Source organism: Imperialibacter sp., assembly GCF_040222385.1.
In the GTDB taxonomy this organism is placed as follows: Bacteria; Bacteroidota; Bacteroidia; order Cytophagales; family Cyclobacteriaceae; genus Imperialibacter.
Window position 1 is genome coordinate 444,135 of record NZ_JAVKDF010000022.1, and the last position, 16,341, is coordinate 460,475.

The 16,341-nt window shown below is 47.3% G+C and carries 9 protein-coding genes; 3 read left to right on the top strand and 6 right to left on the bottom strand.

Going from position 1 to position 16,341, the window contains the following annotated elements; all coding sequences use genetic code 11:
• Positions 1-57: 57 nt before the first annotated feature.
• Positions 58-1,806, bottom strand: coding sequence for an outer membrane protein assembly factor BamB family protein (locus RIG68_RS09505; protein WP_350121593.1), 1,749 nt, complete (start codon positions 1,804-1,806; stop codon positions 58-60).
• 134 nt (positions 1,807-1,940) lie between these two features.
• On the opposite strand from RIG68_RS09505, the gene RIG68_RS09510 reads away from it, so the two are divergent.
• Entirely contained in the window at positions 1,941-3,221 is a 1,281-nt protein-coding gene (locus RIG68_RS09510; RefSeq protein WP_350121595.1) for a hypothetical protein, read from the top strand.
• Between the two features lie 31 nt (positions 3,222-3,252).
• Here the strand turns inward: RIG68_RS09510 and RIG68_RS09515 are convergent, their stop codons facing one another.
• Complete coding sequence (locus RIG68_RS09515) at positions 3,253-5,166, bottom strand: CASTOR/POLLUX-related putative ion channel (RefSeq protein WP_350121597.1); 1,914 nt, start codon at positions 5,164-5,166, stop codon at positions 3,253-3,255.
• A gap of 298 nt (positions 5,167-5,464) precedes the next feature.
• Between RIG68_RS09515 and RIG68_RS09520 the strand changes: the two genes are divergently transcribed.
• Positions 5,465-5,803, top strand: coding sequence for a hypothetical protein (locus RIG68_RS09520; protein WP_350121599.1), 339 nt, complete (start codon positions 5,465-5,467; stop codon positions 5,801-5,803).
• Positions 5,804-5,970: 167 nt separating this feature from the next.
• Here RIG68_RS09520 and RIG68_RS09525 read toward each other — a convergent pair whose 3' ends face one another.
• The 3 genes from RIG68_RS09525 to RIG68_RS09535 all read right to left on the bottom strand — a co-directional run bounded on the left by RIG68_RS09525 (position 5,971) and on the right by RIG68_RS09535 (position 10,871).
• Positions 5,971-8,025 (bottom strand): hypothetical protein, encoded by a 2,055-nt coding sequence (locus tag RIG68_RS09525; RefSeq protein WP_350121601.1) that lies wholly within the window; start codon positions 8,023-8,025, stop codon positions 5,971-5,973.
• 112 nt (positions 8,026-8,137) lie between these two features.
• Positions 8,138-8,629, bottom strand: a complete 492-nt coding sequence (locus RIG68_RS09530; RefSeq protein WP_350121602.1) for a hypothetical protein — start codon at positions 8,627-8,629, stop codon at positions 8,138-8,140.
• Between the two features lie 100 nt (positions 8,630-8,729).
• Positions 8,730-10,871: an alpha-amylase family protein gene (locus tag RIG68_RS09535; RefSeq protein ID WP_350121604.1), complete on the bottom strand. Its 2,142-nt coding sequence runs from the start codon at positions 10,869-10,871 to the stop codon at positions 8,730-8,732.
• 231 nt (positions 10,872-11,102) lie between these two features.
• Here RIG68_RS09535 and RIG68_RS09540 point away from each other — a divergent pair, with 231 nt between their 5' ends.
• Positions 11,103-14,222, top strand: a complete 3,120-nt coding sequence (locus RIG68_RS09540; protein ID WP_350121606.1) for a WD40/YVTN/BNR-like repeat-containing protein — start codon at positions 11,103-11,105, stop codon at positions 14,220-14,222.
• A gap of 40 nt (positions 14,223-14,262) precedes the next feature.
• Here the strand turns inward: RIG68_RS09540 and RIG68_RS09545 are convergent, their stop codons facing one another.
• Positions 14,263-16,143, bottom strand: a complete 1,881-nt coding sequence (locus RIG68_RS09545; RefSeq protein ID WP_350121608.1) for a DEAD/DEAH box helicase — start codon at positions 16,141-16,143, stop codon at positions 14,263-14,265.
• Between the last annotated feature and the right edge of the window lie 198 nt (positions 16,144-16,341).

Below are 16,341 nucleotides of genomic sequence, written 5' to 3' on the forward strand. Positions count from 1 at the left end.
GAACTTTTACAAAGCCTAAGTTTGCTAATCTGGCATTTCCCTCCAAATCTCTTTGGCCTAAAGTCCGTGTTCAGCCAACTTTCTTATCGTTTCCAAATCACTTTGCCGGATAGGCATATAGTGCCACGAACAAAATGATATATACCCGCCATTCATACTACCCAGTGGTTTCCAAAAGGCAGCTACCCGCCCAGTTTCATTCACTGCCAGGGGTATAATACCCTGACCACCAGAGATCGAAGACCCCAGGGATTCGAAGGACTTTGGAACACCCCATTTCAGACCTTCTTCAGTTGCTTTTGCGTAGTACACGCCAAAATCCATGTTCACATCAAAGTTGATGTTTAGGAGATCGGTGGAATACTGTGTGTTGGACGCCACGATATTAAAGTCCTTGTTTGTCACCCAATAATTAGGGAAATAACCCAGCCAGACCACCCTGCCGCCTGCTTCCATGTACTGACTCAACAGGCTTCCTTCTGCTTCTTTCCCCACCACTGTCCTGGGTATATATTGATGGGCAAATACGATACTGCTCTGCTTTTTGTCTGCAATTCGATCTTTCATAAACATGGTCAGCGTCGCTGTATCCAGCCGGGCATAGCCCAACGGTTCCAGGTATGGCAAAATCTTTTCTGAGCTTACCATCTCCTTTTGGGCCTTCAGTTCCGGGTAGTAGACAGCAAGCACCCTTTCCTCTCCTTCCTCAAAGGCATATAATGAACCATCGTCGCTGCCAACGTAGAGCGTGCCATCATCCAGGATAGGCGAAGACATGACGGCTCCTTGTGTCTGGTACTTCCACACCACCCTTCCGGTCGTTTTTTCAAATGCATAAACCAACCCGGTAAACGAGCCGATATACACGTGTTTTTCGTCCACCACTGGTGTGGAGTAGAAATAGGATCCTCCATCGTATTTCCACAGTTCCTTCCCACTTGTCATATCCACTGCGGAAACAGCGAGCGCATCGGACCACCCAACATATACCGTATTTCCATCAATAGTTGGCGAGCTCCCTACCCAGGAGGATCCGTAAGTAAACCTCCATCTCTTCTCAAGTGAGACGGCATCAATACTATACAAGCCACCATCTCTTGCACCAAACACCACCTGGTTGTCCTTCATGGCTGGCCTGGAGATCAGTGATGTTCTGTCCCATCCGTACACTTCGGTGTAATAACTTACCCCCTCGGTCTCGTATTTCCCTTCCTCTTTGCCGCTGGCAGCATTCACTACATAAAGAAATCCGTTGAAGTCGGGTACATATACTTTATTCCCACTCACCAGTGGTGTAGCCCTGATCTTATCGGCGGTTGAGAATTTCCATGCCAGCTTCCCACTTTGCAGGTTGAGCGCATAGAGATTGTTGTCACCTGAGCCTATCAACACATTGTTGCTATGGGCGACAGGCGATGCATCGTAATAGTCCCAGCCCCAGGTGTGCGGAACAGGCTTTTCCATTTGAAACGACCACAGCAGTTTGCCTGAAAGGGCATCAACGGCATACACCTTGTTGTCCCTTGCCTGGAAAATTGCCTTTCCGACTGCTAAAAGTGGCTGCGAAACAATGGCACCCGTTGCCTTGAACTGCCAGATTTCCCTGGCCGATGCTTTTTCCACACAGTAGAAAATACCGGCCGAGTTTCCGAAATAAAGTTTGCCATCATTAATTGATACCGTGCCTCTCACGGGAGCACCTGTTTCAAACCGCCACTTGATTTGTGGATGGCTGAGGGAGCCGTTGGCAATGAGCAGGCCCGAAAACGCTACTAACACAAGCAGAACAAGTAATATTCTTTGCATACTTTTGGTTTTTGGTTTCAACAAATCAATCGAAAAGAACGACAGACTGGTGAGATAGCCTCTGACTTGTCTGTTCAAACCTGCTCAAGTCGGTTCAACTATTTTTTCTAACCCTATTCAGCTAAATTTTGGGCATGGAGTCAGACGATATCAATATAAAAGAATGTCTTGTTGAAATAGAGAGGCAACTCAACTGGGGGCCGGGCGAAGCGTGGACTACCAACGACTTCAAGGCGCTCAGTGAGAAAATCCACGCTGCCACTGGCACCAACCTTAGCGTGGCTACTTTGAAGCGCTTGTGGGGCACTATCGACTACCAAAGCAAGCCAACAGCCACCACACTCAATGCACTTGCCCAATACCTTGGTCATGAGAACTGGAAGGCCTATCAATACGCCAGCAATCTACCTAAAGAACCAAATCAAAAGCAGCCTGCTCCTGCAAAGGCAAAAAAAGGCCGTCCTGTCGGCATCATTCTTTCACTTCTAGTCATACTTCCTCTGGGTGCATGGCTGCTGTTTTATATTTCAAATAGAGACCAGGAAGAGACGAAACATATGCCCGACGCCAGCCTGTTCAGCTTCAGCAGCAAACAGGCGGTGTCAGAAGGCGTGCCCAATTCTGTGATTTTCGATTACGATGCATCGCCAGCCAGCGCCACTGACACCATCTATATCCAACAAAGCTGGAACAAAACGCTACGCCAACAGGTACCCCACGATAAAAAGGTGCACACCTCTATTTACTACTACCCTGGCTACTTCCAGGCGAAGCTTGTAGTCAACGACAGTATTGTGAAACAACACCCTGTTTATATCACCTCAATGGGTTGGTTGCCTTTGGTGGAGCAGGAAAAAGTGCCGGTATATTTCAAAGTGGAAGATGTGATCAAAGGCAATGGGGCCTTGTCGCTTCCAATTGAAAAGCTGACCAGTAACAACATTCACCTGCAACCAGAAACACCCTGGACGTCCTATTTCTATGTGAAGGCATTTGAGAGAGTGCAGTCCGACAATTTGGCGCTGGAGACAGAAATTCGGAATGATTTCAGAGAAGGTGCCGGCATTTGTCAGCATACCGAGATTCATCTCCTGCTGGCAGGGGGAGCACTGATTGTTCCGTTGGCCATCAAGGGCTGCATTTCCGGCCTGGCGCTGTACGACGTGGATGGAAAAGTGGAAGACCCCACACCACTGGGTGTAGACTTCTCAGATTGGGTAAAGGTGAGGTATGAGGTGAACGATATGACTGGACGGCTCTTTATCAACGATGAATTGGCATACGACAGCCTGAACCTCCATTTCGGGCCGGTCGACGTAGTTGGCCTGAAGTTCCGGTTTCAGGGAACCGGGAGCATCAATTATGTAAAGCTTTGGGGAAAAGATGAGGAGCTGGTGTTTGAAGAAAACTTCTAGCTGCCTTTCTCTTTTTCCCCCAAACATTAAACTAGCTCTCCGAAATCACAATTACTCTGTCCTTCCAGCTAAACTCTATCAGGTCTGACTTTTTAGGGTTCACCACCACTCCATAGCCCATCTCCACATTTTTAGCGTCTGACATCCGGCGGTAGCCGATGGCAATTTCATTTTGGCGTGCAGCCGACTCCAACACTGTGTAGAAATTGGTCGTCACCATGCTATTTGCCTCCAGGGAGATATAGTCCGTAATTGGCTTGATATAGATTTCAGCCCCGTCGGCATCAAGCAGTTCCTCGAAGACACGCATCAAATACTTGTTTTCAGCCACCTGGGTCATGAGCAAACTGAGTAGCTTATCACTCACAATAAAGTCATCGGCGCTGGTCACATCTGCCAACTGGCGATTGCGGATATCCATCATTTCCGAAACCAGATTCACTTTTGTTGGTGCACTTTCCAGTATATTCCTGAGGTGCAGCAGGGTAATCAGCGTTTGTGCGTCTGCTTCCTGAAGTGGAAAGTCGTCCTGATAGCACAGCATGATGATGTAATTGTATTGCTGGCAGTTGAGTTTTTCAAGCTCAGTTCTGTTAGTCGTGTCGCTGTGCTGAAACTCCAACCGGATGTTTACCAGAGCAGCCTGAAGCTTATCCAGGCGCTCTTCGCTTAGCTTAAATTTTGAAATAATATGCACAGTCGATCCTTCGTCCACGTACTTATCCAGCTCTCTTATCACCAGGCTGGCTCTGTGGTTCCAGCCAATAACGAGAATCGACTCGACAACGCTTGGCTTCTTTTCTCTCCGAACGATGCGCTGCTCGTCAATCACAAACGACTTACCCGATACAACCATCGTATCGTCATCTTCCGTGATGCCGATGAGCTTATCTCCCTTTTGAATGAGTTTGTTCATCGGTGGGTTGATCAGTATCTCAACTTCATCAGCCGACTGCATACCAATGATGGCAGAATCCTCGTAGCTGAAGACGGCCTCTCTGAAGGTTTTACCTACCAGCTTTGGCTCCTCCATGAAATAGATTTCATCACCACCGAAATCCATCAGTTCCGTGTAAACAACAGAGAGCCCCGACTGCAAACTGGTTTGCACCATCACCTTCGACACAAATTCGTCGGAAAGGATCAGCTCTACTTCCTCCTTCCCTACCATCTTGGCCACTTCATAGTTCTCGCTGTGCTTTATCTCGGCGGTAATGTGATAAGGCGTCTCCCTTCGGGTATCGCTAGAAGTAATCGCCAGAATGGTCTTGATAATCTGGCTGTCTGAGTTTTCATTTTCCTTATCAAGAATGATGATCGACTTTGATCCTGCGGGATTCCCTATATCCAGGTCATGCAGGTCAATCGGATCCCCGGTTCGACAAACAATCTTGGTGTTCTTATGGTCGGGTATTTTATCACGAATCTTGTCCTCCATCTCAATCTTGTCCTTGTCAGCCAAAATCACAATAAGAGGATCTTTCTGGTTTTCATTGGCTATTATTAGTTCAGACACGATGGTATAAATCTTCGATGACCAACCGAGAATCAACACGTGGCCGTCGTCGACAATGCGGGATCTTCCTTTGCGCAGCCGATCAATCTTGTCCATGATACCATTGGAAATAAGACCAATCAACGTACTGAGCGCTATGATACCGTAACCAGTGACCACAAACATCCAAAACTTGTAAATCCAGTCCCCCTCATGCTCTGCCAATGTGCCAGGGTCAAGCGTATGCATCAAGCCGAACCATAGTGTATTGATATAGCCGTCGGGCAGGGCTTCATCGGGATGAATGTTAGCAAAAAAGAGAATGCAGGTAAAAACAGAAAGTATAACTGTAGAGAAAATAGTGAGATAAAGTATGAGGGCCACCGGACCGGCCGACATCAAATTATCGAACTTATAATTTAGTTTTTCCCGAAAAGGGTAATTTTTCATTTGAAGAAACTTTTTGACAGAATTTGCCTTAGAAAAACATTTTTGTCTGCATTCAACTACTCCGAAATTCGCCACACAAAGGAAAAATACCGATGGACCATACAAGGAAACACAAATAACCTACCAGGCTACCGGTTAGTCTCAATATGGCATTTTGGCTACAGGAGCAGGTCACCAAAATTCCTCAAGTTCAATATGATGCAAAAATGCAAGAGCTAAAAGCTGAAGTCAGGAAACTTTGGCGTCAGGCTCTAGCCTTAGGCGGAGGGGAGCTAATCTCCAGAAAGTTTTGAGGTATGTGAAGAGAAGGATTTCTGAAAGTGTGAACCACAATTACAAAATCGCTGCTGAGCACTGTTGGCACTGGAGTTGGTTGCTGGCAGTAGACAACATGATGGGTGGAAAAATGGCCATTACTGCCATCTTGCTCATCGTGCTCCTGCATGGCGTTTTCAATGCCAAGCACCGATTCCAAAGCAAATTCCAGGATACTTTCAATATCGTTGTGAGTCAGATCTTCGGCTACATGGTCTGGCTGGGCATCCCTGCCATCGATGCTATAGTTCAGCAAATAGAGGGCGAGGAAGTAAGCGAGGAATTTGCGTGTGAATATGTACCCCCTGACTTTCATTTTTGACTAAAATGTAAATATAGGGGATTTAGCATTGGTTAAAGAAATGGAATACCAATCTTATATTTTGGCTTCCCGAAAGGCACGACGGGCGTTTTCGAAACTTTAACGCATGAAGTGGCCTCTCACTACAAAAAAAGATTACTTATTCTGAGGATAGTTTTCTCGAAAGGTCACTTTTGAAAACTGGCAGATTTAGCCACCTCAATATCTCTTTCTACTTCTGGAATAAGACTTTTCCATGAAAAGTAGTCTTTCCTTTCATCCTGAAAACCAAAAACACCCCCAACGATGTAGGGCACTTCGAGGTAGTTTTTGGAGGTTATCTCCGAAAGTTCCTTCCAGGTAACAAGAGCCTCTTCCAACACTTTGATGGCATCTCGTTTTTGAGTTGCTTCACCGGTTTTTCTAAAAAGTCCAAGGTAGACACCCGCCTGCAGCTTCCTGGCGAAATAACGGCTCAAGAGCGACCAGGCCCGTAAATCATCTATTTCCTGATTGTATTCGCTGGTGTAAATAGAGCCTTTTGCGGCCAAAGTCTCTATCAGCATGTCTGCCTCCGTCGCATTCGCAGTCAATTCGTTTGCTAAGTCCAATGGCGTCTTTTTGTTCTCGGCCACTTTTTCTTTTTCAGCCTGAATAGCCACATAATCCTTGATAGAAAGGTAGCTTGGATCCAGCACCTTATGATCCATCAACTCTTCCAAAGAAATAAAGAAAGAGATTTTGTCATCAAAACCATACCCCGGAGGCGTCACCGGCGACATAAAGCCTTCTGAGTAAAGTGTGTAGTCCCAGGTAGAGCCAAAGAACGATGCCAGCCTTAAAGGCATCTTACTCACCAGCTTATACGCATGCAGCATCTGCCGCCCCTGATCCATATGGTATTTTCGATTGAACTGTTCTTCAAATACCGTATCAGCCGTGTTGACATCGTACAGTAGCCTGCCCCAAAGACTGTAAAACAACCACTGCCGCTCGAAGGCGTAGTTCCACGTACGACCAATTTCAGGTTTGGTGAAGTATTCGAAAGCAGGAATATAACCCTCTGAACCAATGTAATATCCATTCATGAAGTCAGCCGTATTGGTTTTGATATGGCTCCTTATGAAGTCCGGCTCGCCCCACCGGAGAATAAAGAAGTCTTCGTTGCGCACCATCCACTCAATTTTGTAGTTCTCAGGGGCAGGATTCCAATAGCCGGTATTCACAGCGCCGGATTCGCTGGCATGGGTGATCAACAGCTTTGGTGTTGAATGCCCATGGCTCCAGTTGAACTTCACTTCCACCTGCACAGGGTCTTGAAAATCAGCAGCATCCAATATCCGTCTCATTTCATTGCTTGAGCCCGACAACACTGCCCGGTGCAGAAACTTCACAGGCCTATCTGCCGCTTTCATGCCTGCCACAAAAGTTTCAGCAATCCAATCCTCCCGCTCCGCAGCTGTCATTTTTGTCATCCAGTCGGCCAGCGTTACACCAAGCCCTCCCAGATCCTCGTAGGTATTAATTACGGTTGTTACCGCCTCTTTGGTGTAGTCCTGTACAACTTGAGAAGTGTCATTTAGCGCCTTAATTCCATGATGTTTGGCAAAAGATTCGGGCACTACAATGTTCCAGTTAACGATGAACACTTCTACCCCTCTTTCTTTGGCCATACGGAACAACCCTTTCCAGAACACCTGCCAGTCCGCCATTTCCTGATCGGTAAAAGGACTGGCTTCCGGATAGTTGGGCAACTTCACCATGTATTGAAAAGGATGCATGTTGTATAAGGCCAGCTGGTTGAAGCGGTTTGCCATCATCATATCCAGAAAGGCCTCCCAAAACTTCAAATCCCGGCACGTGCTCAGGTGGTAGTCCATGCTGAGGCTTTCTCTGTAGGCATCCCAGGGCAGGTTGAACTTGATAGCCCGGACTTCCATGGATGGGTTGACCTGCCTTCCATTTATTTGGCCAGGTATCACACCGTTGGCAATTCCCTCGGTAAAAGCCAGGAGGCCGTACCGGGCACCCGAGAAGTCGTTAGCTGAAATGATCGTCTGATTCCCATTCCAATCTATCCGGTAGCCTTCCATTTTTAGGGTGGGATAAGCTCCAATCTTAACGGCTATATCATAATCGGTAATCCCATTGGCGGCAAGCACTTCTTTGGTCTTCACAATCAGGCGCTCCATTCCGGGGATTTCCACTGGATAGTTGATGGATTGAGCAGCTGCGTAAGACATCGCTAGCTGAAAGCAGAACAACAGAGTATAATTTCTCAACATGCCTGAAAATAACAAAAAACGCCGTGATTGAAGCATCATAGCGTTTTACAGTTGCATAATGATAGGAATGTCATTCCCCCGAACCGCCAAACTTCTTTTTGACTGCCTCGGCCTTAGCTTTTAGCTCAGTCATTTTGATTTTGTCGGTAACAATAGCCTTGGCCGAACCATCAAGCAATGCGGTGGCCTTCTTCACTCCCTCAGCGCATTTTGGAGCCTTGGTGCCGCACTGCGAGCTGGCCTTCGAAGCGCTAGTTCCCTCACTGGAAAGTTGCTTTGAGTCCGCATCCAGGGATTTGTAGGAGCCTTCGAGGTCTTTGAACCTGGTGAGCAGACCATCGATAGCACTCTCGTCCTCCTCCTTTGACGCATTGTCGATATCTCCATCCAGCTTTGCAAGGGTCGAAGACAGCCCTTTTTGTTTTTTGGCAAACTCAGTGACAGAGGCAATGTATTTGTCGATAGTAGCATTGCCGAATTTTTCGGTTTTAGTACCATCATCCTGCCCAATCGCCAGGTGGGCAGTGAGGGACAATAAAATAACAGAAAAAAATGTTTTCATAGTTTTAAAAATCATTGGTTGATGAAAGCTACGCAAAAGCCTCAGAATATCTTGCGTCAGTGAAAAGAAAATATACTTACCATCGCCCTTATTTTTTTTCCTACTTTTCTACTACAACTGCCTCATATTGCCCAACCTTATCCAATTTAAAAGTAATGTAGCCACTGTTCATGCTGTATTCTACCGGTTGCCGACCTGCCATGGTAAAAATGCGTCCCGGTTGAAAGTCGCAGCGTATCCTGAATTCCAAATCCCTTACCTCCAAAGGCTCAAAAAACGTGTTTCCACTAAACCCTGTAATATTCACCAGATGCAAAATGATGCCGTCTTCGTCCTGGCTACCAAAGTTTTCAGGTGTATTCTCCACATATTTTTGCAACACCGCCTCTACTCTCGGGTGAGCATTGGTCGTTAGCAAATCACTGATGTTAGGCTCCAGGTAATTGATCATATCAAGCAGTATTTGTTTATGCTCCTCATAGCCATGTATATAATACAGTCTGCCCAGGTTGATGGGCATCAAAACAGCTTTGCTTGCTGGATGGTGTTTTACGGCAACGGCCTTGTAGCCTGTGGGCTCATGGCCACCTATTTTCTCCGGAGGGCCAGGCCTGCCGGGTGTGTAAATGGGCAAATAAGTCTCGTCGGCCTGGTCAAAATTATAAAAGCCAAGATTGAACTTAAACATAATAAGACTCTGCAAATCAAAGCTTTTAAATATTGATTTGTTTTCAGGCGCCAGGTAATACCCAGCTCCGTCGTGATCCGGTTGCACAGCCTTTGCGCCAAAAAGCTCGAGCAGCGCTTCCGGGTGTCCACTCAGCGACTTGTTGGTGGCAATCAGGTGGGTGCCGCCAGCAACTGCCGCTTTAATCACAGCCAGTGCTCCGCCGTCCAGGCTCACAATTTCCGGAAGGATGATCACCTTGTAGCCTTTCATCTTATTTCCAAGCTTGGGCAGCTGGGCATCTTCTATCAGATCAAACTGAAGATGAGCCTCTTTGAGCATTAGCTGAATGCCCCTGTATTCCTGCCCACGCTCGCCTCCCGGCCAGTAGCCTGGCGACACCACGGCGATTTCAGCCGACGAGGTATAACGACCATAGTACTTTTCGTTGGCTTTGTGGTGAGCATATACTTCTCTAAAAACTTCATAACTCCTTTCGTCTTCATTCCCTTGAAAATCGCCCATAATGCTCATGTCGAGCCCTGAACCGTTGGCAATGTTTTGATACAACCTGATAGCGGACTCCTCAGGTTCGACTGCATTGTACCTCGACTGAAAGGAAATCTGTTGGATACTGGCGTTGCTTACGATATGGTCGGGGTAGCTGTTTTCTACATTGTTCACATTATCAGATGCCGAATAGGGCCAATAAGGCAAGCCACTTGGGTGCGACTCATGTCTGATGATGTCAACATAATTCCCCATATACGTGCAAATGGCGATCTGCTCATTTTTTGCCTTGACCACGTTGTGTAGTCGCTTCATCAGGTCGTCTACAGTATACTTCTTGAACTCCTGGTATTTTTGAAACGCCGGATCTTTGTCGTCCTCGACCAACGGCAGCTTCATGCCGCTGTACGCCATAAACCGCTCTTTATCGTAGGGATTTTGGTCTATGCCGTGATAAACACCTTCATAAGCATTTCGTGTTTGATAACCCGGCATGTTAATAAAAATGCCATCGATAGGATACATATCTATCACTTCACCCACTATGTCGAACAGGACTTGCTGCTCATACGGGGCATTGATAGAAATAACATACATGTCGTCGTTCCTGATCCTCACCCCTTTTGGCGACAGGTAAAACCAATCCGGATGCCTTTCGAAAATGCTTTCATGTGCCCGGCTGAAGTCAAATCGCACAATTACCCTGATGCCATTGTCATGGCACTTCGCAATCACATCCCCCAGCATATTTTCCTTCATAAAGGGATTTGTATACTGATCCGCCAGTTGGGTTGGGTAAAATGCCATAATGCCACCCGCATTGATGATCAATGTATTGACTGAGAACCCTTTGAGATCATTAATCAGGGAGTCTACATTGAGATCAGCCTCATAGGCAGGTAAATTGGTCTGCATCGTACGAAGGTTGTTTGCCTTCCACCAGGGAATTGAGTCGGGCCAGGTGATTTGTTCACCAACTGCTTTCGTCCCCGACTGTGGAGGAGAACATGACAGGGTAGTTAGCAACAACACTAAAAACGTGGAGAATCTTAGAATTTCCCTCATAAAGCTCATCTAACTTATTTCTATAAATGTAAATCAATATCGAAACAGTTTCCCTGAATCTTATATAAACGTTGGTGACTGGCGCAACAACGGAGGCGAAATACCCACCTTGGCCGTCTCTAATCTGCCCCTATTATCCTTATTATCGGCCAACGCTACGAAATTGGTTAACGCTCAAAGCCTATTTCTTTATACTTTGAGCCTAACAATTGAAGATCAAACAACTTAACCATGAAAAGACTTGCGCTCCCTTTGCTGCTGTTGACTTTTGCAGTGACCGCCCTCGCACAACGAAAAGCCCAGACAACCCAATCTCCCAAAACCATTGACCAAAAGTATTTCTCACAAATGAAATACAGGTCAGTTGGCCCTTCCAGAGGCGGAAGGGCTACTGCGGTAGCTGGCATACCTCAAAATCCTTTCACCTTCTACATGGGATCGCAAGGGGGCGGCGTTTGGAAGACGGACGACGCAGGCTGGAACTGGGAAAACATTACCGATGGCCAGTTTCAGGTGGGCTCTATTGGTGCCATTACCGTGGCTCCTTCCGATCCCAATGTGGTCTACGTCGGCACGGGCTCTGCCTGTCTCAGAGGCAATGTTTCGCCTGGCATTGGTGTGTACAAAACCATGGACGAAGGAAAAACCTGGGATTTTATTGGGCTGCCCAATGCGGGACAGATCGGTAAAATTGTTGTTCATCCCTCTAATCCGGACATTGCCATGGTAGCTGCTTTGGGCAACGCTTTCGGCCCAAACCCGGACAGAGGAGTATACAAAACTATTGATGGAGGCAAAAGCTGGAAAAAAACACTTTTCATCAGCGACAGTACAGGCGCTATAGACATTGAAATGAATCCTGCCAACCCTCGCATCATGTATGCTGCGATGTGGCGGGCTGACCGTAAACCATGGGGCATGACGGACGGAGGCATGGAAGGCGGCATCTGGAAATCCAAAGACATGGGTGAAACCTGGGAGAAGCTCGAAGGCGGGCTACCGACTGGTCTTCTTGGCCGCATTGGGCTGGCCATTTCACCAGCTCAACCCGACCGTGTTTGGGCACTGATTCAAACCGCTGACGAAAGCAAGGGCGGGGTGTACCGAACCGATGATGCTGGTAATTCATGGAAGAAAATCAATCGGGACCACGAACTTCGCCAACGAGGCTGGTACTATACCCATATCACCGCCGACCCGAAAGATGCCAACACAGTGTACGTCAACAACGTGGGCTTCTACAAATCAATTGACGGAGGCAAAACATTTGACATCCGCATAAGAGTGCCCCATGGCGATAATCATGGGCTTTGGATCAATCCCGACAACACGGACATCATGATCCATTGCAACGACGGCGGCGCTACTGTATCCATCAACGGAGGTAATACCTGGTCGCACCAGCAAAACCAACCTACATCAGAGTTCTACAGGGTAACTGTCGATAATCAGTTTCCCTACCGCCTGTACGCTGGCCAGCAGGACAACACCACCATCTCCGTTCCCTCCTATTCGTCCGGTTCTCTCACCGACACCGAAGAGTGGTTCGGTGTTGGCGGTGGCGAATCAGCCGATGTAGCCGTAGATCCAACCAACCCCGATATCATTTACGCAACAAGCTACAGCGGAGAAATCACTTTCTACAACAAAAAGACTGGCGAAATGCGTCAGGTAACAGCCTACCCTCACTATACGGAAGGCACAGAGCAGAGAAACTTGAAGTACAGATGGCAATGGAATTTCCCTGTATTGATTTCGAAATTCAACACAAACGTTATTTACGACGGCTCCAACTATGTGCACAAATCAACCAACAAAGGGCAGTCGTGGGAAGTGATAAGTCCGGATCTTACTACCAAGTTTGCTGAAACGTTAGGGATCCCTGGCGGCCCTATTCAGCACGACGGCACTGGTGTGGAAGTGTACTCAAGCATTTTTGCACTGGAGGAGTCGCCCTTCAATGAAGGCGAGCTGTGGGCCGGTTCAGACGATGGGCTGGTGCACATCACGAGAGACGGCGGCAAGTCGTGGAAAAACATCACCCCGCCGGGCATGCCTTCTATGGGCACCGTCAATAAGATTGAGTTGTCGTCTCATCAGGCCGGGCGGGCGTTTGTGGCTGTGTACAAATACCGCAGGAAGGATTTCAGTCCTTACATTTTCATGACAAACGATTTTGGTGCCACCTGGTCGACACTGACCAATGGCAAAAACGGCATACCTGCCAATCACTTCGTGCGTGCCGTTGCTGAAGACCCTGACAGAAAAGGGCTCCTCTACGTCGGCACAGAATTCGGTATGTACATGTCCTTCGATGAGGGTAAAAACTGGCAGCCGTTTCAGCTTAATTTGCCCGTAACGCCCATTACCGATATGGAGGTGCATGAGAAAGACCTCGTCATCAGCACCCAGGGCCGGGCTTTCTGGATACTGGACGACCTGACGCCACTACATCAGCTCAACGATGCCCTGATGGCAAAGGATGCCTTCCTTTATAAGCCGAGAGACACCTACCGAACCAATGTGGGTGGATGGAATGGTCGATCTGCTGATATCAACTTCTTTGTGAGCAAGCTTCACGACAAAGTCACTTTAGAAATAATGGATGCCAAAGGTGTCACTCCGGTAGTTTACTCAAGCAAGCCCGACAAGACAAAGGGAGAAAAAGAGCTCGAAATAAAAGAAGGTATGAACAGCCTGTCGTGGAACCTGATGTATCCTGGCCCAAAAATGGCTGACAACTTTATGGCGATGGTGTTCAGCGCCAACAGAACCCCAGGCCCAAAAGCTGTGCCCGGCACCTACACAGTGAAACTAACGGCCGGAGACTATTCGCAAACAGAGACTTTTGAGTTAAAGACAGACCCCCGCTGGCCTCATATTACAGCAGCCGACTACCAGGCCCAGTTTGATCTCGCTTCTGAAATGACTGACTACATCACCAAAAGCCAGGATCTGATCAGAAACATGAGGGCTATCAGGGAGCAGGCAAAAGCCATTGCAGAAAGGTCGGAAAAAGCTGGCTATTCGTCAGAAATCAAAGACAAGGCAACTGCTCTGAACAAGAAGCTGACAGAAGCAGAAGATGCTATCTTCCAAAACCAGATTGAAACCAGCCAGGACGAAATCAATTTTGAGCGGAAGTTCACTAACCACATAGCCAGGCTTTACGGTGTGGTGATTGACGACCACAACAAACCGACTGCCGGTATGCTGGAGAGGTACGAGGACTTGAAAAAACAGTTTGAAGACCTGAGGCAGCCTTATGATGAAGTAATAAAGACCGATTTCCCTGCTTTCAATCAGCTCCTTGAAAAAGAAAACGTGCCCAGAATAATTACAGAGAAATAGACACAAAAAAGCCTGGTCGATGCCAGGCTTTTTTTATGCTTTATCCTTTCGGTTCGTCTTTATTGACTCTCAGCTCCCGGCCGTCGATAACAAGCCCCTTGAAGCTGTTCGCCACTTTGCCGGCGCTCTTGGCGTCCACTTCGAAAAACGAATGACTCTTATTGAGCTGAATCTGCCCAATATCATCCTTTCTTAGTTTCGTCTGGTCACAAATGAATTTGAGCAATTCGCCTTTATTCACCTGATCCATACTGCCGATGTTGATGAAAAAGCGATCCATACCCTTGCCAGCAGGCCCCGAACCGGTTTCACTATTTGTCCGTTCCCGTCTCTCCGACCTCACCGGCCGGTCGCTACTCTCAGACCTCACAGGCCTGTCACTTCTTTCAGGTCTCGAAGGCCTTTCAGGCCTTGCTGGTTTGTCAAAGCCACGATCAGGACGATCGCTTCGCCTCTCCGGACGCTCATCCCTACGGTCGCCTCTTCTTTCACTGCCGAAATCGTTACGATCTCTCCTGCCATCTCTTTCACGGCGGTCACCCCGACGTTCCATACCACGGTCATTGCCCCGGTCATTACCCCGATCACCGGTACGATCGTCGTTCAGGTTCTTGTCCGATACTTCTTTATAGCCGATAAGCTCCATTTGTCTGGACAACAGCTTGGCAAGCAAGGTTTCCTGGTTCATCTCAGCAAACATGGCTACCACCTTTTCGTGAATTTTGATGTCGAGGCTATCGTTTACCTCAGTCTCCATCACTTTATCAGCCCAGTGCTCAAGCCTGCTGTTCAATATCTGGCTGACTGCCGGTACCTGCACCTTCTTCATTCCAATGCCCAGCTTCTTTTCTATAAAGCGAATCTTACGGATATCATGGTGGGTGATCAATGCCAGAGAAATACCGGTTTTACCCGCCCTTGCCGTTCTACCACTCCGGTGAGTATAATATTCCGAATCATCGGGAAGCGAATAATGAATCACATGACTCAAATCGCTGACATCGATACCCCTGGCTGCCACATCAGTAGCTATCAACAAGCGTACGGCATGGGCTTTGAATTTCTTCATTACCTGATCACGTTGTTGTTGTGATAGGTCACCGTGAATTGCTTCGGCGTGGTATCCACTTTGTGTAAGCTCAACCGCCAAATTCTGAGTATCAATTTTAGTACGGCAAAAAACGATACCCAGCATATCCGGCTGAAAATCGATAAATCGGCGTAGTACTTCAGCTTTGTCAGATGCCCTGATCACCGCATACTGATGTTCAATATTGGTATTCACCACATTGCCCGATTGCACTGAAACCTCCACCGGATCCTTCATGAACTTCTTGATCAACGATCTGATTTCACGAGGCATAGTGGCCGAAAAAAGCCAGGTGGCTTTCTCTTCCGGCGTATGGGACAAAATGGCGTCAATGTCTTCTTTAAAGCCCATGTTGAGCATTTCGTCCGCTTCATCGAGAACGACAATGTCAATGGTCTCAATTTTCACGACCTTCCTGTCGATCAGGTCGATGAGTCTGCCGGGAGTTGCCACAATGATCTGCACTCCGGCTCTTATGGCTTTCATTTGAGGGCCGATTGGCGCTCCACCATAAACTGTCTGAATACGTAAATTGGGATAATACTTAGCAAATGCTACAAGCTGCGCCGCAATCTGCTGGCACAACTCACGTGTGGGCGCTATAATCAGCGCCTGTGTGGTAAGATCACTACTATCCACATGATCCAACAGCGGCAAACCAAAGGCCGCAGTTTTTCCTGTTCCCGTTTGAGCAAGGCCAATAAAATCGATAGGCTCACTAATTAGTAACGGAATGGACTGTTGTTGGATGGGAGAAGGAGATTCAAACCCCAATTCGGGAAGAACCCTTAGCAAGGGCTCTGATAACCCAAGCTCAGAAAATATACTCATTAAAACTTAATATAGATTAAGCTGCAAAGGTACAGCAAATTATTTGGAGTTGTGCTATTGGCGGATAGCCTTAACAAATAATATTCTGAAACCCACAACATAAAGGGCAACAAGAAACAGTCACTCCTTCAAAAGATTGCGAATTATACCTCTTACAAAAACTAAATTATATAGCATTAGTGAGAATGGTTTGGCTAA

Bases quoted from the DNA above. Each gene is read 5' to 3' on its own strand.
- RIG68_RS09505 (WP_350121593.1), bottom strand. From the start codon at position 1,806: ATGCAAAGAATATTACTTGTTCTGCTTGTGTTAGTAGCGTTTTCGGGC.
- RIG68_RS09510 (WP_350121595.1), top strand. From the start codon at position 1,941: ATGGAGTCAGACGATATCAATATAAAAGAATGTCTTGTTGAAATAGAG.
- RIG68_RS09515 (WP_350121597.1), bottom strand. From the start codon at position 5,166: ATGAAAAATTACCCTTTTCGGGAAAAACTAAATTATAAGTTCGATAAT.
- RIG68_RS09525 (WP_350121601.1), bottom strand. From the start codon at position 8,025: ATGTCTTACGCAGCTGCTCAATCCATCAACTATCCAGTGGAAATCCCC.
- RIG68_RS09530 (WP_350121602.1), bottom strand. From the start codon at position 8,629: ATGAAAACATTTTTTTCTGTTATTTTATTGTCCCTCACTGCCCACCTG.
- RIG68_RS09535 (WP_350121604.1), bottom strand. From the start codon at position 10,871: ATGAGGGAAATTCTAAGATTCTCCACGTTTTTAGTGTTGTTGCTAACT.
- RIG68_RS09540 (WP_350121606.1), top strand. From the start codon at position 11,103: ATGAAAAGACTTGCGCTCCCTTTGCTGCTGTTGACTTTTGCAGTGACC.
- RIG68_RS09545 (WP_350121608.1), bottom strand. From the start codon at position 16,143: ATGAGTATATTTTCTGAGCTTGGGTTATCAGAGCCCTTGCTAAGGGTT.